Origin of the sequence: Flavobacterium terrigena, from assembly GCF_900108955.1 — a bacterium.
Classification (GTDB): Bacteria; Bacteroidota; Bacteroidia; order Flavobacteriales; family Flavobacteriaceae; genus Flavobacterium; species Flavobacterium terrigena.
In genome coordinates, this window is the sequence record NZ_FNYA01000010.1 from 26470 (window position 1) to 47248 (window position 20779).

17 protein-coding genes are annotated in these 20779 nt (G+C 30.2%); 14 read left to right on the plus strand and 3 right to left on the minus strand.

Annotated features, from left to right (window positions below; genetic code table 11):
* The first annotated feature begins 171 nt into the window (after positions 1–171).
* The 4 genes from BMX42_RS13585 to BMX42_RS13600 all read left to right on the plus strand — a co-directional run bounded on the left by BMX42_RS13585 (position 172) and on the right by BMX42_RS13600 (position 4657).
* Positions 172–936 (plus strand): carboxypeptidase-like regulatory domain-containing protein, encoded by a 765-nt coding sequence (locus tag BMX42_RS13585; protein ID WP_091315659.1) that lies wholly within the window; start codon positions 172–174, stop codon positions 934–936.
* A 214-nt stretch (positions 937–1150) separates the two neighbouring features.
* The gene (locus BMX42_RS13590; protein ID WP_091315662.1) at positions 1151–2188 is read left to right on the plus strand and encodes a sensor histidine kinase; all 1038 of its coding nucleotides are present in this window, start codon (positions 1151–1153) and stop codon (positions 2186–2188) included.
* Positions 2181–2870 (plus strand): LytR/AlgR family response regulator transcription factor, encoded by a 690-nt coding sequence (locus tag BMX42_RS13595; protein WP_091315666.1) that lies wholly within the window; start codon positions 2181–2183, stop codon positions 2868–2870. The genes BMX42_RS13590 and BMX42_RS13595 overlap by 8 nt, the downstream gene beginning before the upstream one ends.
* Before the next feature lie 146 nt (positions 2871–3016).
* Positions 3017–4657, plus strand: coding sequence for a serine hydrolase domain-containing protein (locus BMX42_RS13600; protein ID WP_091315670.1), 1641 nt, complete (start codon positions 3017–3019; stop codon positions 4655–4657).
* A gap of 71 nt (positions 4658–4728) precedes the next feature.
* On the opposite strand, the gene BMX42_RS13605 is transcribed toward BMX42_RS13600, so the two are convergent.
* Positions 4729–5385, minus strand: coding sequence for a TrmH family RNA methyltransferase (locus BMX42_RS13605; protein WP_091315673.1), 657 nt, complete (start codon positions 5383–5385; stop codon positions 4729–4731).
* Positions 5386–5551: 166 nt separating this feature from the next.
* Between BMX42_RS13605 and BMX42_RS13610 the strand changes: the two genes are divergently transcribed.
* The 7 genes from BMX42_RS13610 (at position 5552) to BMX42_RS13640 (ending at position 12656) form a co-directional block, all read left to right on the plus strand.
* The gene (locus BMX42_RS13610; protein ID WP_091315676.1) at positions 5552–6229 is read left to right on the plus strand and encodes an SIR2 family NAD-dependent protein deacylase; all 678 of its coding nucleotides are present in this window, start codon (positions 5552–5554) and stop codon (positions 6227–6229) included.
* Positions 6230–6237: 8 nt separating this feature from the next.
* Positions 6238–6945 carry a sterol desaturase family protein gene (locus tag BMX42_RS13615; protein ID WP_091315679.1) on the plus strand — a complete coding sequence of 236 codons (708 nt, stop codon included), beginning with the start codon at positions 6238–6240 and terminating at the stop codon, positions 6943–6945.
* 60 nt (positions 6946–7005) lie between these two features.
* Complete coding sequence (gene purB, locus BMX42_RS13620; protein ID WP_091315681.1) at positions 7006–8349, plus strand: adenylosuccinate lyase; 1344 nt, start codon at positions 7006–7008, stop codon at positions 8347–8349.
* 152 nt (positions 8350–8501) lie between these two features.
* Positions 8502–9650, plus strand: coding sequence for a DUF4215 domain-containing protein (locus BMX42_RS13625; RefSeq protein ID WP_091315684.1), 1149 nt, complete (start codon positions 8502–8504; stop codon positions 9648–9650).
* Positions 9651–9790: 140 nt separating this feature from the next.
* A complete protein-coding gene (locus BMX42_RS13630; RefSeq protein ID WP_091315687.1) occupies positions 9791–10276 on the plus strand; it encodes a CAP domain-containing protein in 486 nt (161 codons plus the stop codon).
* A 51-nt stretch (positions 10277–10327) separates the two neighbouring features.
* Positions 10328–11476, plus strand: coding sequence for a helix-turn-helix domain-containing protein (locus tag BMX42_RS13635; RefSeq protein WP_091315690.1), 1149 nt, complete (start codon positions 10328–10330; stop codon positions 11474–11476).
* Between the two features lie 133 nt (positions 11477–11609).
* The gene (locus tag BMX42_RS13640; protein WP_091315693.1) at positions 11610–12656 is read left to right on the plus strand and encodes an alpha/beta hydrolase family protein; all 1047 of its coding nucleotides are present in this window, start codon (positions 11610–11612) and stop codon (positions 12654–12656) included.
* Positions 12657–12726: 70 nt separating this feature from the next.
* On the opposite strand, the gene guaB is transcribed toward BMX42_RS13640, so the two are convergent.
* Positions 12727–14199 carry an IMP dehydrogenase gene (gene guaB, locus BMX42_RS13645; RefSeq protein ID WP_091315696.1) on the minus strand — a complete coding sequence of 491 codons (1473 nt, stop codon included), beginning with the start codon at positions 14197–14199 and terminating at the stop codon, positions 12727–12729.
* Positions 14200–14306: 107 nt separating this feature from the next.
* Between guaB and BMX42_RS13650 the strand changes: the two genes are divergently transcribed.
* Positions 14307–15062, plus strand: a complete 756-nt coding sequence (locus tag BMX42_RS13650; protein ID WP_091315700.1) for a VUT family protein — start codon at positions 14307–14309, stop codon at positions 15060–15062.
* On the opposite strand, the gene BMX42_RS13655 is transcribed toward BMX42_RS13650, so the two are convergent.
* Complete coding sequence (locus BMX42_RS13655) at positions 15046–15909, minus strand: hydroxymethylglutaryl-CoA lyase (RefSeq protein ID WP_091315703.1); 864 nt, start codon at positions 15907–15909, stop codon at positions 15046–15048. The genes BMX42_RS13650 and BMX42_RS13655 overlap by 17 nt on opposite strands.
* 236 nt (positions 15910–16145) lie before the next feature.
* Between BMX42_RS13655 and BMX42_RS13660 the strand changes: the two genes are divergently transcribed.
* Together BMX42_RS13660 and secDF are read left to right on the plus strand one after the other, a co-directional pair.
* A complete protein-coding gene (locus tag BMX42_RS13660; protein WP_091315707.1) occupies positions 16146–17402 on the plus strand; it encodes a cysteate-C-fatty acyltransferase in 1257 nt (418 codons plus the stop codon).
* A 368-nt stretch (positions 17403–17770) separates the two neighbouring features.
* Complete coding sequence (secDF, locus tag BMX42_RS13665; protein ID WP_091315710.1) at positions 17771–20740, plus strand: protein translocase subunit SecDF; 2970 nt, start codon at positions 17771–17773, stop codon at positions 20738–20740.
* Positions 20741–20779: the final 39 nt, after the last annotated feature.

The window sequence follows — 20779 nt, forward strand, 5'->3', positions numbered from 1 at the left end:
TTTTTTTGCCACGAATTTTCGAATCTAAAAAAAATCAGTAAAATCGATTCCAATCCGCGTCATCTGCGTGCCAATTACTCGCAAAGTAGCCACAAACTTTCTTATAATCTTATGTTAACAAAATTCATCATTAAAAATTAAATCTTATTTTTGTTGAAATATATTTTCACAATGAAAAAAATAATCTACATATTTTTACTTTTCTTTTCTGTTTTTGGATTTTCCCAAACAGATTCGCTTCAACTAAAAGTGAAAGGGAAGATTTTGGATTTAAAAACAAATGCTTCTATTGCAAGAGTTACGGTTGTTAATAAAAATAATTCAACTGTAGTTTTAGCATCGGAAAATGGTGAATTTGAAATTACGGTAAATAAGAATGATAAATTATTATTTTCTCATTTAGGTTATAATTACGCTGAGGTGGAAGTCAACCAAAAATGGCTTTCAGGAAATAAAACGATTCAGTTAAGTGAGAAAGTTAATGAAATTGAAACGGTAATTGTAACAAATTATAATTTAACGGGTTATTTAGTAATTGATACGAAGTTAATTCCAGTTAATGAAAATTACAGATACAATATTACCGGTTTGAATTTAGGGTACGAACCAGGAATGAAAGCCAAAAATGCTACTGAAAATTTATTGACAGCTTTATTAAATCCAGTAGATTTAGTCTATTCTTTATTTAATTCCAAAGAGAAAGATTTCAAGAAGTTAATGGATTTGAAAAACGATGCTAATTTCGCAGCTATTTTAAGTAAAAATACAGATAGAGAATCGTTAGTAATGTTATTGCAATTAGATAAAAATGAAATTGATAAGATATTAGAGAAATGCAATTACTCAAGAAATTTTATCAATACAGCTAGCGACTTACAAGTGTTAGATGCATTAGCGACTTCCTACAATGATTATAAAGTTTTGAAGAGAAATTAATTGTTAGTTTTTTTGTATACTTTGTTTTAATAAAGATTATTAAGTTGTCTTTACATATGTTTTGTTCTTAATAATAACAAACCCAAAAAGAAATCTTAAATACAACTTCAATATTTCTATTTCGCAGATGAAATAACCTAATTTGCATATTGCTTTTGTTATTACTGAAACAAATGAAGACTTTTGAATGAATTAAAGATTAAATCTATTTATTATGAAAAAGTCAATTATTTATTTGATTCATGCAGCTTTCTGGTTCGCTTATTTTTTATTGCTATTAGTTATTATTACTGCCGTCACTCAAGGGTTTTCTTCAGGACCAAATTTTGGGTATATTCTTAAAGTAGGAATTCCATTTGTTATAATTCCATCTGTTACTGTGTTTTATCTGTTTTATTTTTATCTTTTTCCAAAGTATATCAAAACAAGAAAAATTGGGCTTTCATTTGTTTACGGCATTCTGTTTTCTATTGGCTCCGCTTTAGTTGGAGGATTGTTTTTGACCTTATTGTTCGGAAAAACTTTTATGTTTGAAGGAGGTTGGAGTTCTTTTTTGGCTGAAATTATAACCATGTCACTTATTGGATTATTTGCGGGTATTATGAGTGTAATTATTAAAGGATTTATTACTTGGTATGATGAAATACAATTAAAAGAAACGCTAAATCTTAAAAACCATCAAATTGAATTGGCTTTAGTAAAATCTCAATTAGATCCTCATTTTTTATTCAATACTATTAATAATATCGACATCTTACTACTTAAAGATGCGCAACTGGCATCAGAATACCTGAATAAATTATCAGACATTTTGAGGTTTATGCTGTTTGAAACTAAAACAGAAAAAATTGCTTTAACTAAGGAGGTTGAATACATTGAAAAATATATCGCTTTGCAGAAAATTAGAACTTCGAATGATAATTTTGTAATTTTCACTGTAAAAGGAGAAGCTGCAAACCATTCTATCTCGCCAATGCTTTTTATTCCGTTTATAGAAAACGCTTTCAAGCATGTAAGTAATAAAAAAACGGAAAATGCCATAAAGGTTTCTTTAGTTATCGAGAAAGAAAAAATAGTTTTTGAATGCGAAAATAAGTATAGCGAAAACAATACATTTCAATCAGAATTTAATGGCTTGGGAAATGATTTGATTAAAAAGAGAATTGAATTAATGTATCCAAAAAAACATAACTTAGCTTTTACAAAAGATAACAACATTTATAAAGTAAATTTAGCCTTAGCGAATGATTAAATATTCTTGTATAATTATTGAAGACGAACCTTTAGCTTTAGAAAAAACTAAGGGTTTTGTTGAGAAAACACCTTTTTTAAATTTGCTAGCCACATTTGATGATGCGTTGGAAGGATTGGCGTTTTTAAAATCTAACAAAGTAGATTTACTTTTTTTAGACATCAATTTGGATGAGTTGTCAGGTATTGAATTGCTGGAAAATTCCAAATTAAATTGTCAGGTAATAATCACAACCGCTTATTCTGAATATGCTTTAAAAGGATATGAGCTTAATGTTACTGATTATCTATTAAAGTCTTTTTCTTTTGAAAGATTTTTGCAAGCAGTGGATAAAATTCAGGAGAACAAGTCGGTTAATCACAAGGAATTAAATTCTAAATTTATTTTTATTAAAACAGAAAGTCGATTAGAAAAGGTCAATATTGATGAAATTCTATTTATTGAAGGAATGAGAGATTACAGAAGAATTCACACCATAAATAAAAGAATAATGACACTTCAAAATTTTTCAGAATTAGAACAACTTCTTCCTGCAAATTTAATTTGTCGTGTGCATAAATCGTATATGGTTGCCATCAGTAAAATTGATGAAATCGAACGAAGCAGAATAAAAATTTCGAAGGAAATTATCCCCATTTCAGAAACCTACCGCGATCATTTTTTCTCACAAATTAAAAGCTAAAACTATAAATCTATACAATTTTAAAATTTGTCTTCTTGCTAAGTTTCTTATTTTGCAGACATAAAAATGGAGTTTGCATAATTAAGTTTTCTAATAGTTAGTAAATCTTCACATTTGTTTCATTATTAACTTAATGATCTAAAAAAATGAAACAAATAAAATTTTTGTACTTCGCATTATTTACCACATTTTCAGTAACAAGTCAAAACATAACAAACAATATTGATGGTTTGTTTTCAGAGTGGAAAAATTCAAATGGTCCAGGAGGTGTTGTACTGGTAACTCAAAACAATAAAACGGTTTTTGAAAAAGCCTATGGTTTGGAAAATATTTCATATAAAATCCCAACAAGCTCAGAAACTATTTTTAACATTGGTTCCATGTCAAAACAATTTACAGCAATGGGTATTGTTTTATTACAAATGGAAGGTAAATTATCTATTGATGACGATATTAAAAAATATTTGCCAGAACTAAATGATTTTGGAAAACCAATAACTATTCGGCATTTATTACATCATACGAGTGGTTTTAGAAGTTCTCCGGAATTGTTTGGACTTGCTGGATGGCGAGATGGTGATGCAATTTCAAATGAAGATGTTTATCGTTATTTAGCTAAGCAAACTTCATTAAATTTTGAACCTGGCTCAGAATATATGTATTCTAATTCAGGTTATGTTTTACTCGCTAAAATTATTGAAAACGTATCAAAACAGAATTTTAAAAGTTGGATGAAGGAAAAAATATTTCAACCACTTCAAATGAATTCCACTTTTATAGAAGAAAACAGTTCTAATGTAGTTTCAAAAGTAGCGACTTCTTACTCAGAAATCGAGCCTTCAGTTTTTAATTATGTTGAGAACAATGATTTAACGTATGGTGCTTCTAATGTCTATTCTACAAGTAACGACGTTTTAAAATGGATGAAAAATTTTAATGAAGCGCCGACGAAATGGCAAAGTTCTTTCGAAATGCTTAAAACATTAGATGTGCTAAATTCTGGTCAAAAAAACAATTATGGTTTTGGAGTTTTTGTGGACGATTTTTTTGGAAATCATAGGATTCAACATACTGGAGCGATTGCAGGTTTTCGATCCATAATGTATAGTTATCCGGATGAAAATTTAGAAATCATAATACTATCCAATTTTACATTCAATCAATTATCAAAAATAGCCGATCAAATTAGTCAATTTTTTTTGCAAAACAAATCAAAAGCTGAAACCCATCAGGAAGAAATAAAACCTATACTGCTAAATGATGAAATTTTAAAAAAGTATGAAGGAATGTATTGGAGTGATAAGAGTAATTATTCTCGAAAGATTTATATAGAAAACAATACCTTATGGTATTTGCGAACTAATAATAAAAAATCACCATTACTACCCATAACGCCAACTGATTTTCAAATGGGAGGCATTAATGAAAAATTGATTATAAGTTTTGATATCAAAACGAATACAATGAAATTGATTTCTGCAGACAATTCTATAGAAATTCTTGAAAAATACGAGGACAAAAAACTTTCAACTCAAGATTTAATAAATTATACAGGAATGTTTTATAGTTCTGAATTAGAAACTTTTTATACGATTAGTCTAAAAGATGATAAATTAATTGGGTATCATAGCCGTTTTGGAGAATTTGACATTCAAATTTTAAAACAAGATGTTTTGAATTGGTCAGGAATGGCTGTTTCAAAGTATAAAAGAAACAAAAAAGGGAATATTATTGGTTTTAGTATTACAATGAATAGAATTCGGAATTTGTGGTTTGAAAAAAAATAAAATGCTTAAGTTAATAAGTTCAATTGCGGGTTTAGTTTGCTTAATCCGCAATTCTTTTCAGTATTTGAACACTATCCCACAAACTGCTTCTCAATATACTCTATATCTTTTATCGTTTTTCTGGTCCAATCTAAACGTTTTTCTAAAACTTCGTCTTCTGTTAATTGCCAATTCACATCGGAATGACGCATTCTGTTCGTAATGTCTTGAATGACTAAAGCTGCCGAAACCGAAATATTTAAACTTTCTGTAAAACCCACCATTGGAATTTTAATAAAACCATCAGCTTCTTTCATTACTTCTTCTGAAAGTCCGTCAATCTCCGTCCCAAAAAATATCGCCGATTTTTTAGTCACATCAAATTCGTCTAACATACACGATTCGTTATGTGGCGTAGTGGCAATAATTTGATAACCTTGTTCTCTCAACGATGCAATACAAGTTTTTATATTATCGTATCTGTTGATGTCCACCCATTTTTCGGCGCCCATGGCAATTTGTTTGTCAATTGCTTTGCCATAACGTTGTTCCACTACATGTAAATTCTGAATTCCAAAAACTTCACAACTTCTCATTACTGCGCTGGTATTGTGTAACTGATACACATCTTCCACAGCAATAGTAAAATGATTGGTTCTGTATTTTAAGACATCAATAAATCTGTTTTTTCTATTTTCAGACATAAAGTTCTCTAAATATTCTAATAAAGCGAGTTTGTTTTTTGGCATTTTTAATATAAATTTATGCAAATTAACAAAATAATCGTGTAATAGCCCTGATAGTAGTGGAAATCCTTTAATTGTTGTCTGAGGCTGTCACACTGAGCTTGTCGAAGTGCCGAAGACGATAATTAAAGATTGTAACGAATAGCGGGAAATAGCTTCAAAAGAAAAAATGAAAAAAATAGTTGTTTTAACAGGAGCGGGAATGAGTGCCGAAAGTGGAATTTCTACGTTTAGAGATTCGAACGGACTTTGGGAAAATCATGATGTCATGGAAGTCGCATCACCAGAAGGTTGGAGGAAAAATCCAGCTTTGGTTTTAGATTTCTATAATAAACGTCGCGCGCAGTTGAAAGAAGTCAAGCCGAATAAAGGACATGAAATTTTAGCCGAGTTGGAACAAAATTTCAATGTGCAAATTATTACTCAAAATGTAGATAATTTACACGAAAAAGCAGGAAGTTCGAATATTTTACATTTGCATGGCGAATTGGTAAAAGTGCGTGGAGAGTTTTCGGAAAGCGAAAGTATATTTTGGGAAACCGATATTCATATTGGCGATGTAAACGAAAATGCAGAACAATTACGACCAGATATTGTTTGGTTTGGTGAGCAAGTTCCAGCTATTGATTTTGCGATTCCACATATGCAAACTGCTGACGTTGTCATTATTATTGGAACTTCATTGCAAGTATATCCAGCAGCGGGTTTGATGCATTATGCCAAATCACATGTTCCGGTTTATTACATCGACCCAAATCCTGCAACTATTTACGATTTATCCAATCCGTTAGAAGTTTTACCTATGAGTGCAAGTGAAGGAATGGAAATTTTGAAAGAAAAATTATAGATCTGAATATGGGAAATTGGCTTTTAAAATGGAATGAAGTTGGTGAAATTAACTTGTTTGTTTTGTTTTTATTTGAAAATTTAAGTCTGATTGTTTTGTCGGTTTTAGTTGGAAAAATAATTGAATCTAAAAATACCGTTTTGTTTAAAAAAGATGTTAAATGGATTGTATACACTTTAATATTTAATACAATTGTTACATTTTTTGGTTATAAACTTTTTTATTTTGGATATATAAAATTCATCTTTGAAGTTTCTTTTCTTTCCATTCTGATAGATTTGTTTTTAATTACAATTATAATGGATTTATTAATGTTTGTTTTTCATTTTTTTATTCATAAAATCAATTGGTTGTTTGCTATTCATAAAAAACATCATTCTCATATTGAAACAAATGTGTATAGTTTGTATGTTTTGCATCCAATAGAAGTTGTTGGCTTTGGCAGTTTATGGCTTGTCACTATTTGGAGTTTGCACTTTAATTTTTATAGTGTAGTGATTTACTTAGTTTTAAATTTAACTTACGGTGTTTTGGGGCATATGAAAAAAGATGTTTTTCCGGTTTTTTGGACAAACAATTTTTTAACAAAATGGATTTCAACAACTCGCTTTCATAATCAACATCATTTAAATTTGAATAATAATTTTGGATTCTATTTTACTTTTTGGGATAAAATTTTTAAAACTTATATCGAAGAGAAAAAAACTCCTAACTAATTACTGATAACTAATCACTAATTACTAAATTTGCACCTTTAAAAAACAACACACAATAACATGCAACTAACTGAATTAAATGCCGTATCGCCAATTGATGGTCGTTACAGAGGTAAAACAAAATCGTTATCCGCTTATTTTTCTGAAGAAGCTTTAATTAAATATAGAGTTTTAGTTGAGGTAGAATATTTTATTTCAATGTGCGAATATAATATTCCTCAATTACAAGGTGTAGACAAAAATCTTTTCGGAAAGTTAAGAGGGATTTATGAAAATTTTTCAACAGAAGATGCACTTTGGATTAAAGAAACAGAGAAAACAACTAACCACGATGTAAAAGCGGTTGAATACTTTATCAAAAAGAAATTTGACGAATTCGGATTAGAAGAATTTAAAGAATTCATTCACTTCGGATTAACGTCTCAAGATATTAACAATACGGCGATTCCACTTTCTGCTAAAGAAGCATTTGAAAATGTATATTTACCAAGCTTAATCGCAATTGTACAGAAATTAAAAGACTTGTCTACAGAATGGGCAGATATTCCATTATTGGCTCGTACTCATGGACAACCAGCTTCTCCAACACGTTTAGGAAAAGAAATTTTAGTTTTCGTAGAACGTATTGAAGAGCAAATGCGTTTGTTATTTAATGTGCCTTTTGCTGCTAAATTTGGTGGTGCAACAGGAAATTATAATGCACATAAAGTGGCATATCCAAACCACGATTGGAAAGCTTTCGGTTCGCAATTCGTTGAAGAAACTTTAGGATTACGTCATTCGTTTCCAACAACACAAATTGAACATTATGATCATTTTGCAGCGTATTTCGATGCTTTAAAACGTATCAATACGATATTAATCGACTTAGATAGAGATGTTTGGACGTATGTTTCAATGGACTATTTCAAGCAAAAAATTAAAGCGGGAGAAATCGGTTCTTCGGCAATGCCACATAAAGTAAACCCAATTGATTTTGAAAATTCAGAAGGAAATTTAGGAATTGCAAATGCGATTTTCGAACATTTATCTGCGAAATTACCAATTTCTCGTTTACAACGTGATTTAACGGATAGTACAGTTTTACGTAATATTGGTGTGCCAATCGGACATACACTTATTGCATTTGAAGCGACATTAAAAGGTTTAAATAAATTGTTATTAAACGAAGCAAAATTCGCTGAAGATTTAGAGAAAAACTGGGCAGTTGTTGCAGAAGCAATTCAAACTATTTTACGTAGAGAAGGCTATCCAAATCCATACGAAGCATTAAAAGATTTAACAAGAACGAACACAGTTATAAATAAAGATTCGATTCATGCGTTTATTGAAACGTTGAATGTTTCTAACGATATTAAAACAGAATTAAAAGCAATTACACCAAGTAATTATTTGGGGATATAATTTCCAGTATTCAGTTTTTAGTAAACAGTTTAAATCCTGCTAATTCATTTTGGCAGGATTTTTTTGTAAGTACTTCTAAATGAATTTTATTTTTGTTTTAATGAAAATTCTTATAATTTTGTATTTATTCGAAATTTTCTAAAATAAATACTATGAAAAAAATTACTTTCTTATTTGTTTTATTATTTTTAAAATCAGGTTTATATGCAAATAATGATTTTTTAAAAATACTTCAAAACAAAAATTCAAAACTTATTGAATCAGTTTTGATATTCCACAGACCAAATTGTCCTTATTGTGAACAAATGGAAAAGTCTATTGGTAATGATGTTAATTTTCAACAAAAAATAAAAGAGAAATTTAATGTTACGATTGTTGATGTTAGTACTGAAGAAGGAAAAAAAATGGCTCAATTTTATAACGTTAAGGCTGTTCCAACTATAATTAAATATAATGAAGAGCTTCAAAATTTTACTACTTTAGAAGGTTATGGGTCAAATGTAAGATTTTCCAATTTTTTAGATCTAGAATTAAATTATGAATTGGAATCTAATTTGAATAGAGAAATATTGTCAATCTGTGCTAATGGAACTGTTGAGTCTGGAGAACAATGTGATGATGGAAATACCGTAAGTGGTGATGGCTGTAGTGATACTTGTATGTTTGAAAATGTTAATTGCGGGAATGGGGTTTTAAATGCTGGTGAACAATGTGATGATGGTAATACAATAAATGGTGATGGTTGTAATGCATATTGTTTGACTGAAGGTTCAACTTGCGGAAATGGAGTTGTAAACGCAGGTGAGCAATGTGATGATGGAAATAATATAAATGGTGATGGTTGTAATTTGAGTTGCATGATTGAAGGGGCAATCAGTGGGAATGGCATTATTGAATCTGGTGAACAATGTGATGACGCCAATACTACAAATGGTGATGGTTGTAATTCTATTGGTAATATAGAAGCTGGCTATAGTTGTGTTGGCTCTCCGAGTGTTTGTAGTGTTTTAAGTTTAGAAGATCTTAATAATGATATGTTTGATTTAAAAACATATCCAAATCCATTTTCAAATGTAATAAATGCTTCTATTTATTTAAAAGATACTTCTGAAGTTGAGATTTCGTTAATTGATAGTAGAGGAAAATTAGTTACGACTATTGAAAAATCGAACTTAACTTTTGGAAAAAATGAAGTTTTAATTGATGTTGATGCATTACAATCAGGATTGTATTTTGTAAAAGTTCAAATTTCTAATGTAAATGGTGTTTTTTATGAAATTAAGAAAGTAATCAAAGAATAAAAAAATAAATAATACATGTAGAAAATCCATTCTGATATGTCGGAATGGATTTTTTTATATAGAATTTTAAATTTGTTAGAATTAAATCACTTTTACTTAAAATAAATTACGCTATTTCACGTTTTAATAAAAAGATAAAAATGAAAAGTTTTGGAGTTTTAGTGGTGTTTTTTTTAGGTTTTCAGCAAAATATTGACATTGATAAAATTGATGCACAATTGTTCGATAAGATTAATGGTGTTCGTGTTGAAAATAAATGTTCCATACTAACACGTGATGAAAATTTAGATAAAGCTGCGGCAAATCAAGCTATATATATCGCAAATAAAGATGTTTTAGAACATGTTCAAAGTGGAAACTCAAAGACAAAAGGACTTTTGGATAGGGTGAAATTATTCAGCAAAAAAGAATATAGTAAAGTAGGAGAGAATTTATTATTTACTTCAATTCCAAAAGAAGCTATCGATTCCGAAGTTATTGCGGAAAAGATGAAATCACTTTGGGTGAAATCTCCTAGTCATTTTAAAAATATTAAATATGGAGAGTTTAATTACACTGGTTTTGGATTCGCGTTAAATAAGTCGAAAACTAAAATTTATGTTGTTCAGGTTTTTGGAAAAAAATAACTCAAAAAAAATAACCCAATTTATATTCATTAGATTTGTAAAAAAAAATAAATGGATAACTTCAGTTTTTTAAACACTCTTGCTTTAATTGCTGCTTTTGTAATACTTCTTTTCGCTTTTTTCTTGCTAACAGTTCAAACTAAAAGTAAATTAAAAAACAGACTTTTTGCTGGATTGTTACTGCTTTCCGCATTTGATTTGAGTAGCTTTTTTTCTGAAAATTATTTCGACGCTAATTTGAGTTTTGAAGTTTTTAGAATGACAACTAGTTTGCTAATTATGCCAGTGTTTTTCTTGTATGTCAAATCAGTTTGTTATTCTGATTTTAAATTGAAACAAGAAGATTTAGTTCTGGTAATTCCTTTTGTATTTGCTAATTTAATATTAATTCCAAGGTTTTATTTAGCCAACGCCATTGAAACAACTTATGTTTTTGAGCATTTTAAGCAAATGTCAGAAATCAGATTTTTTTATATTTTAGTAGAAATACAGTACTTTTTTTATATTGTTTTAATTTTTAAAATCTTAAAAACATATAAAGAAACGTACTTGGAGAATTTTACCAATTCAGATAATTCATCATACAAATGGTTGTTTCAAATGACGGTGTTGTTTTTAATGGCACATGCTGTTGTTTTCTTTAAATCGTTAATTAGGTATACCGATTATCATGCGTTATTAAATAGTTCCAATGTAATTATCGGAATTATTGCGCTACTTATAAGTTGTTGGTTTGTTTTGAAAGCATTAAATAATCCAGAACTTTTTAAAGGTGTCGATTCAACTATGTTACTGGTAAATGAAGTGCTAAATAAAGAGTTTGTTTCAGTTGATAAAAATCCAGTTGAGAATTCAAAATCTCCAGAAATTATTCTTCAAATAGAACAAGTAAAAAAATATGTTTTAGAAAACGAACCTTATCTTGATCCTTCATTAACTATTCAAGAATTATCAAAACAAGTTAATATTTCTGTTCGTGATTTATCCATTTTGATTAACCATCATATGGATAAACATTTTTTTGATTTTATAAATGAATATCGAATCGAAAAAGCAATGAAAATTTTAAAAGACACCTCAAAAAATAAAGTTACTATTTTAGAAATTTTGTATGAAGTAGGTTTTAATTCGAAATCATCTTTTAATACCGCTTTTAAAAAACACACCAATCAAACACCAACTGAGTTTAGAAAGTCTTAAATATCAAGGTTTTGTAAAAAGTCGAACTAGTTTTATTATTTGAAATTGGTTCGACTTTTTTTATTCGGTCGCCAGCGTAAAAAGAATCATGCAATTTTGCTTCAAATTATTACTAACAATTAAAATTTGAATCATGAAAATTACATCTTTATTTCTTTTACTTCTATTGCCTTTTTTATGTCTAGCGCAGACAAATGAAAATACAGAAAAAGCCATTTCTGAAGAAAAATTCGTTTTAATAAATGGGATTGAACAATGGATTACCATAAAAGGAAATCCTTCAAAACCAATAATCTTATTTATTCATGGTGGGCCAGGAAGTCCAATTAGCCCTTATGTTGATGTAATGTATAAAGATTTGGAAAAGGATTTTATTATAGTGCAATGGGATCAGCGTGGAACCGGAAAAACGTATGGGAAAAATTCGCCTCCAGAAGAACTTACGCCAGAATATTTAAAAGCAAATCCATTAACACTAGAACAAATGACTAATGATGGAATTGAAGTGTCAAAATACCTTTTGAAGCATTTAAATAAACAAAAAATCATTCTTTTTGGGACTTCTTGGGGTTCGGCTTTAGGTGTGAAAATAGTTTCTAAAAACCCTGAACTTTTTTATGCGTATGTAGGACATTCTCAAATAGTTAATCCGGCTATTGATGTAGAAATTTATGCTAAAGTTTATCAAATGGCTGAAGAAAAAAAGGATAATGAAGCTATGGAAATATTAAACTCTATTGGGAAACCACCATATAGTAGAGCAAAAAATGCAGGTTTGTTTTTTAGAGTTTTGAAAAAATATGAAAGAGCCAATTCAACACCAGCACCAAATAATTGGTTTCAACTTTCTCCAGCATACAATAACGATATTGACAATAAAAATAGAGCAGATGGAGACGATTATTCGTTTGTGAATTATGTGGGAGATGAGAAGTTGGATGTGAAGTCTATGAGTGCTAATGTTAACTTTTTAAGAGATAATTTAGATTTTAAAATTCCAGTATATTTAATTCAAGGGAATGAAGATATTATGACGCCAAAAGAAAGTTCGAAAGAGTATTTTGAAAAAATTCAAGCACCAAAAAAAGAATATTATTTGTTACCTAAAGCGGCTCATGGTTTTAATGAATCTGTAGTTGAAGCGCAATATAAAATTTTTAAAAGTATAGTAACTGAGTAAATAGCAAAAAAAATCCATTTCAATTGAAATGGATTTTTTTGTTTTCCAGACCTGAAAGGTCTTAATAATATTATCTCGAGTAATTCGGAGCTTCTTTAGTTATTGTAACATTATGTGGGTGACTTTCACTAATTCCACTTGATGTTAAACGTACAAAACGGCTAGTAGCTTGTAATGTTTCAATGTTTTTAGCACCACAATAACCCATTCCGGCACGAAGACCACCAATGAATTGTTGCATACTTTCATTTAATTCTCCTTTATATGGTACACGACCTACAATTCCTTCTGGAACTAATTTTTTAACATCATCTTCAACATCTTGGAAATAACGGTCTTTTGAACCTTCTTTCATAGCTTCCACAGAACCCATTCCTCTATATGATTTGAATTTTCTTCCTTCAAAAATAATAGTTTCACCTGGAGATTCTTTTGTTCCAGCTAACATCGAACCTAACATCACACAAGATGCTCCAGCAGCTAATGCTTTCGGAATATCTCCAGTATAACGAACTCCACCATCAGCAATTACTGGAATTCCAGTTCCTTCTAATGCAGCGGCAACTTCTAATACAGCTGAAAATTGAGGGAAACCAACACCAGCAACAACACGAGTCGTACAAATTGAACCAGGTCCAATTCCAACTTTTACCGCATCAGCACCATTTTCAGCTAAATATAAAGCTGCTTCTGGAGTTGCGATGTTTCCTACAACTACGTCAATTTCTGGGAATTTATTTTTTACTTGTTTCAACACATCAACCACACCTTTTGTATGTCCGTGAGCTGTGTCAATAATTACTGCATCAACTCCAGCGTTTACTAAAGCTTCGCAACGCTCTAAAACGTCTCCTGTTACACCTAAAGCGGCAGCAACACGTAAGCGTCCAAATTTATCTTTGTTCGCATTTGGTTTTTGAGTCAGTTTAGTGATATCTCTAAAAGTAATTAAGCCAATTAGTTTGAAATCGGCATCAACCACTGGTAATTTTTCAATTTTACTTTCTTGTAGTATTTCTTCAGCAGCTTCTAAAGTAGTTCCTTTTCCAGCAGTTACTAAATTTTCAGAAGTCATTACTTCTGTAATGGCACGGCTGTTGTCTTTTTCAAAACGTAAATCTCTATTCGTAACAATTCCTTTTAAAACACCATCTGCATCTACAACTGGAATTCCTCCAATACCAAATTCTCTCATGGCATTTTTAGCATCACCAACATTGGCTGTTAATGGTAAAGTAACTGGATCGATAATCATACCACTTTCTGCACGTTTCACTTTCCTAACTTCTGCAGCTTGTTGTGCAATAGTCATATTTTTATGTAAAACGCCAATACCACCTTCTTGAGCCATAGCAATTGCCATAGCACTTTCCGTAACAGTATCCATTGCTGCGGAAACAATAGGCGTGTTTAAGGTAATGTTTTTACTAAATTTTGATTGAATAGAAACTTCTCTTGGAAGTATTTCAGAATAATTTGGAATTAAAAGGACATCGTCATAAGTTAATCCTTCTCCAATAATTTTAGAAGTGTGTGCTTTCATGCTGCAATTGTAGTTAAATTGCGTGCAAATTTAGTGAAATATTAGCAATAATCAATTGTTTTTATGCTAAATAATTGTTAAGTGAGATAAATAATTATATTTGTGAAATGGATACGTTTATATATTTACTTTTAGAAACCTTAATTGTCGGCTTGATGATTTTAGGATTACATGCTTCCAAAAAGCATTTTGGGATTGGCTTGCTGTATATTTTTCTGGGAACGATGCAGTTTTTTCAAACCATACTTTCTGGGAATGTGTATAATTTATATTTTGATGTGTTTTTGTTTTCGCCTGGTTCAACCTTGATTTTTATTTCTACTTTATTTGCCGTTTTATTAATTTTTAGAAATGAAAGTATTATAAAGGTACGAAGTGTGATTTATGGAATTATCTTAAGTAATATCATTCTGGTTTTTCTCTCTTATATTTCGTTAGAGCAAATTTTAAGTGATAATTTTTCAAGGAACACTACTTTTTTAGCGGAGATTTTTAATTTTGATATAAGATTATTTCTAACAGGAATTATTTTACTGTATTTAGATATGATACTAATTATGTTTGTGTTCAGATATTTAGAGTCGAAATTTTCTAAAAATTATTTTTTGCAATTCATTGGTGCAAGTGTAGTTACCGCAGTTTTAGATTCTGTTTTGTTTTATTCTATAAATTTTTATTCTGAACTTAATTATTCTGAAATGATGATAGGAAATATTGCAGGAAAAGTATTGGTGTGTTTTATTTTATCAGCCTTATTTGCGTTCTATTTTGTTATTAATCCAGAAAAAGATAATAAAAGAAAAGCACTTACAATTAAAGATATCATTATGATTATTAACTTTACGACTAGTGGTAAGCGTTAAATATTTTTAAAGCTTCGTTATAAGCACTTTCAAAACTAATTGGATGACAATTGGTGTTGGCTTTTTCTGCCGTAAAATAAGATAGTAATTTTTCAGTTGGCATGTTTCCAGTTAAGTCGTCTTTTGCCATTGGGCAACCACCATAACCTTTTATAGCGCCATCAAAACGGACACAACCTGCTTTATAGGCTGCATCAACTTTTTCAAACCAAGTGTCTGGAGTTGTATGTAAATGTGCGCCAAATTCAATATTTGGATATTTTGGAATTAAATTACTGAATAAATAATCAATTGTTTCTGGTACAGATGAGCCAATCGTATCTGAAAGCGATAAAATCTTCACACCCATATTCGCTAGTTTTTCCGTCCATTCGCCAACAATTTCTACATTATATGGATCGCCATACGGATTTCCAAATCCCATAGAAATATAAGTAACGACTTCTTTGTTCGATTTGTCTGCGATTTCTAAAATTTCTTGTAAGCTAATTAAGGCTTCGGCAATAGTTTTATGTGTGTTTCGCATTTGAAAATTTTCCGAAATAGAAAATGGAAAACCTAAATATTGAATGGCAGAATGTTTAGATGCTATTTCTGCACCTTGGGTATTGGCAATAATGGCTAACAATTTACTTGTAGTTTGAGACAAATCTAATTGTGCTAAAACTTCTGCAGTATCTTGCATTTGTGGAATGGCTTTTGGCGATACAAAGCTTCCGAAGTCAATAGTGTCAAATCCAACACGTAATAACGATTGGATATATTGTACTTTTTTTTCGGTTGGAATAAAAGTTTTGATGCCTTGCATAGCATCGCGCGGACATTCTATTATTTTGATTGCTTTCATATATGCAATAATTGTTTTTTAGAGGTCATATATGGTATCGCTTTTTATATATCGGAATTTTTTTTGCAAAAAAAAAAGTTTTAATTGCGATTTCATAAGAATGTCAAAGATAAGTAAAACTTTATTTTCTGCAAATATGTTTTTTTAATTGTATTGAGCTTAAGTCTGCTAATGAAAAAAAATTATTAAAAACGTTTTTTTATTTATACTTTTGCCCCACAAATTAATATAGTATCATGGTTAAAGATTTATTTGAAAGAATACAACAAAATAAAGGACCATTAGGTAAATGGGCTTCACAAGCAGAAGGATATTTTGTATTTCCTAAATTGGAAGGAGAATTAGGTCCAAGAATGCAATTTCAAGGTAAAAATATATTAAACTGGAGTTTGAATGACTATTTAGGTTTAGCCAATCATCCAGAAGTTCGTAAAGCGGATACTGATGCTGCTGCTCAATATGGTGCGGCATATCCAATGGGTGCTCGTATGATGAGTGGTCATACTGATGCTCACGAACAATTAGAAAGAGAATTAGCGGCTTTCGTTATGAAAGAATCTGCTTATTTATTAAATTTCGGTTACCAAGGAATGGTGTCAATTATTGATGCTTTGGTTACTAAAAACGACATTATTGTTTATGACGTGGATTCTCACGCTTGTATTATTGATGGTGTTCGTTTACATATGGGAAAACGTTTTACTTACAAGCATAACGATTTAGAAAGTATGGAAAAAAACCTGCAACGTGCTACTAAAATGGCTACTGAAACAGGTGGAGGAATTTTATTCATTACCGAAGGAGTTTTCGGAATGAGAGGGCAACAAGGAAAATTAAAAGAAGTTGTAGCTTTAAAAGAAAAATACAATTTTCGTTTATTAGTTGATGATGCACACGGTTTTGGTACTTTAGGTAAAACTGGAGCTGGAGCAGGTGAGGAGCAAGGTTGTCAAGACGGAATTGATGTGTATTTTTCAACTTTTGCAAAATCGATGGCTAATATTGGTGCTTTCGTTGCAGCAGATAAAGATATTATAGATTACTTAAAATATAATTTACGTTCTCAAATGTTCGCTAAAGCGTTACCAATGATTCAAACAATTGGTTCGTTAAAACGTTTAGAATTGTTGCGTAATTCTTCTGAAATTAAAGATAAGCTTTGGGAGAATGTTAATGCATTACAAAACGGATTAAAAGAAAAAGGTTTCAATATTGGAGATACAAATACTTGTATTACACCAGTTTACTTAGAAGGAAGTATTCCGGAAGCTATGATTATGGTAAACGATTTAAGAGAAAACTATGGTATTTTCTTATCGATTGTGGTATACCCAGTAATTCCAAAAGGAATAATTTTATTAAGAATGATTCCTACTACAACACATACTATCGAAGATATTAATGAAACATTAACTGCTTTTGATGCTATTCGTGAGAAATTAGAAAACGGAACGTACAAAAAAATTGCAGACTCAACAATTATTGATAACTAATAATTGTTTGATATAAATTCTAAAAGCGCTGAACTATTTCAGCGCTTTTTTTATGAAATTTTTTATCAGTTTGAATAATGATGAATCCAAAAGATTTGAGAATTAGAAAAAATCATAAAAATGAGTTTTTAATGTGTTTTTATAACATTTTTTGGGGCTAAAACCACACGATTTGAAAATTGGGAAAATAAATGTTAAATTAATTTTAATGTCTTACCTTTGTGTTAAAGCTTAAAAATTAATTAATTAACGAAAATGTTGATTAAATATTCATAAAAAAACGATTTTAGACTCAAATAAAATTGTTTTATCCTTTATGAAATGATATATTTGTCCGTTTTTAAAGAAAATAACTAAAATTAACTATAATGCAAAACAAAGGACTAATTAAATTCTTCGCAATCATTTTTACGATTGCTTGTATCTATCAACTTTCATTTACGTTTGTTGCTAACGGAATTGCAAAAGATGCGAAAGAGTTTGCTAAAGGAGATTCTCAAAAAGAATTAGACTATTTAAAATCATTAAAGAAAAAAGAAGTTTTAAACTTAGGTTTCGCTAGCTTTACTTATGAGGAAATAGAAAAACAACAAATTAACAAAGGATTAGATTTAGAAGGTGGTATTAACGTAACTCTAGAAGTTTCTGTTAAAGACGTTTTAAAAACTTTATCTAACAATTCTAATGACCCAACTTTCAATAGAGCATTAACAAGAGCTACTGAAGAAAGAAAAGGAAATCAAGATTATTTAGATGCCTTTTTTGATGCTTTTACTGCAGAGTCAAAAGGAACTTTAAAATTAGCTTCTCCTGAAATATTTTACAATAGAAATTTATCTGATGAGATTCAGTCTAATATGTCTGATGACCAAGTAAAAGTAATTTTAAAAAGAAAAGTTGCTGAGTCTATTGAAAGTGCTTATAAAGTATTAACAAAACGTATTGATAAATTCGGAGTAGCGCAACCAAACATTCAAAAAATTGGTGAAACTGGAAGAATTTTAGTTGAATTACCTGGAGCAAAAGATTTAGATAGAGTTGAAAAATTATTATCTAGTACGGCGCAATTAGAATTTTGGGAAACTTTAAGACCAGAAGATTTAGGTAATTTCTTTACAGCTGCAAATGAAGCTTTAAAAGTTACTGAGAAAAAAGCGACTACTAAAACTGCTACAGTTGATACTACAAAAGTTGCTGACGCAAAATCAAAAGTAGATGATTTATTAGCTGACAAAAAAGATCCTGCTAAAAAACAAGCACAAGATTTAGGACCTTTATTTGATAAAGCAGTTCCTGGTCCTTCAGGATTATATGCTTATAATGTAAAAGATACTGCAAGAATTAACTCTTACTTAAAAAGAGCTGATATTAAAGCTTTATTGCCAGCAACTGCATCTTATGCAAAATTTGCTTGGGGAAAAACTAACGAAAAATTAGGTGATATTGTTGAATTATATGTTTTAAAAGGTACTTCTGATGGAGTTGCTCCATTATTAGGTGGTGCGGTTACTGATGCAAGTGCTGATTTTGACCAATTTGGTAAACCAGCAGTAAGTATGCAAATGAATCCAGTTGGTTCTAGAAAATGGGAACAATTAACTGGTGATATTGCTAAAAAAGGAAACCAAGTTTGTATCGTTTTAGATAACATCGTATATTCTGCAGCAACAGCTAAAGCGGCTATTTCTGGAGGACAAACTCAAATTTCTGGAAGTTTCACATTAGAAGAAACTGCCGATTTAGAAAACGTATTAAGAGCAGGTAAATTACCAGCTAAAGCGGAAATTGTACAAAAAGCAGTTGTTGGACCATCTTTAGGTCAAGAAGCAATTGACAATGGTATTATTTCTTCATTAATTGGATTGTTATTAGTTTCTTTCTGGATGATTTTCTATTACGGAAGAGCTGGTTGGTATGCAAACGTTGCTTTAATATTAAACTTAGTATTATTGTTTGGTGCAATGGCTAACTTTGGTTTCGTATTAACATTACCTGGTATTGCTGGTATCGTTTTAACAATGGGTACTGCGGTAGATGCGAACATTATTATTTATGAAAGAGCAAAAGAAGAATTAAGAGCTGGTTTATCTTTAGATGAAGCTGTGAAAACGGCTTTCGGATGGAAAGGTGCAATGCGTTCTATTATTGATGCTAACGTTACTCACGTTTTAACTGGTGCTATTTTATATATTTTTGGTGAAGGTATGATTAGAGGTTTCGCCATTACTTTATTAATTGGTATTTTAACTTCATTATTTACTTCTATCTTTATTGCTCGTTTCTTTATTGATGCGGATATTGCTAAAGGAAGAAGTTTACAATTCTCAACAAATATTACTAAAAACTGGTTTACTGGTTTCAACTTCGATTTCTTAAGAATCAAGAAGTTTACTTACATATTTTCTTTAACAGTTTGTATTATCAGTTTTGTTTCATTCTATGTGAATGGATTCGATCAAGGTATTGATTTCGTTGGAGGAAGAACATTCCAAGTTCAATTTGACCAAAAAGTTTCTTCAGAAGATGTAACAAATGCACTTTCTACTGCAGATTTATTTGAAAAAGCAGAAGCAAAAACTTTTGGTAACGACAATCAATTAAAAATCACAACTAAATACAAAATTGACAAGCAAAGTGTTGAAGTTGACAAAGAAGTAAATGAGAAATTATACGCAGGATTGAAAAAATTCTTTGCTAAAGAAATTTCTTATGAGCAGTTTACAAATACACAAGAAGGTAAAAAATTCGGAGTATTACAAGCTATGAAAGTTGGTCCTTCAATTGCAGATGATATCAAAACAAATGCATATTGGGCAGTATTAGGAGCAATGTTATTAGTGTGTTTATACTTAGTAGTTTCGTTTAGAAAATACCAATATTCATTAGGGGCAATTGCTGCTGTTGGACATGACGTTATTTTCGTATTAGGAATTTACTCTTTATTATACAAATACATGCCATTCCACATGGAAATTGATCAGCACTTTATTGCTGCGATTCTTACTGTAATTGGATACTCAATGAATGATACGGTAATTGTATTTGATAGAGTTCGTGAATTCTTAGGTGTAAGATCTCACCATGGTAATTTTAATCAAATCGTAAACGATTCTATTAATACTACTTTATCACGTACATTAAATACATCATTAACGATGATTTTAGTATTATCAATTATGTTTGTTTTCGGTGGAGATTCAATCCGTGGATTTATCTTCGCAATGTTAATTGGTATTATTGTAGGTACATATTCATCATTATTTATTGCTACACCTGTATTAGTAGATACGATGACTAAATATGATAAAACAATAGTTGAACAACAACACAATTCATAAGTTCAACTTAAGAATATAAAAAATGCCCCGAGAAATCGG